The sequence below is a fragment of the Vibrio sp. 811 genome, from assembly GCF_033339195.1.
Window position 1 is genome coordinate 1 of the sequence record NZ_JAWOUB010000650.1, and the last position, 593, is coordinate 593.

Genomic DNA, 593 nt, shown 5'->3' on the forward strand with positions numbered 1-593 from the left:
AGACGCAGCAACCCACCTTCACTGTAATTACGAATGGCTGCCAGCGGTTGATTTAATTCATGAGCCAGACTGCTGCCAATTTCCCCGACAATCGCCACTCTTTGCGAATGTTCTAACTGCTCGCTTTTCTCTTTCAGCCTTAGCGATGTCAGCTCTAATGCTTGTTTGCTTTTGCTAAAACGATACTCAAGCCAAAAGTGGTACGCGTTCAATACAATCACAAACATGAACAGTGCCCATGCCCATTCTTGATGACTGCGCAACCAGCGCAGCGCCTCACTCCACCAAGGTTGCTGCAATGGATGTAAATCCAACGCCTGATAGAGTTTATCGATGCTCAACAAGCTAACGGGCGATGTCCAGCCTGACGCGCCAGCGGCAATAATGGCGGGGTGCTCTGGTGGCATAGCAAGCAAGACTTGCGCGATTTTTTTCGCCAGAAGAGACGAGCCGCGTTCTGTTTTGGCAAACGACCAGTTTGGATATAACGGCGTAGAAACGGCGCACGAAGAATGTTCATTTGGCTGTTGGTTTAAGACTCGAAAATCATCGTGCTGTAACAGACCTTCATTTTGCATCTGTTCCAGTAGACA

1 pseudogene is annotated in these 593 nt (G+C 48.6%); it reads right to left on the reverse strand.

The window, feature by feature from the left end:
* A pseudogene (locus tag R7Q46_RS28620) lies at positions 1 to 593 on the reverse strand (sensor histidine kinase); the annotation flags it as partial.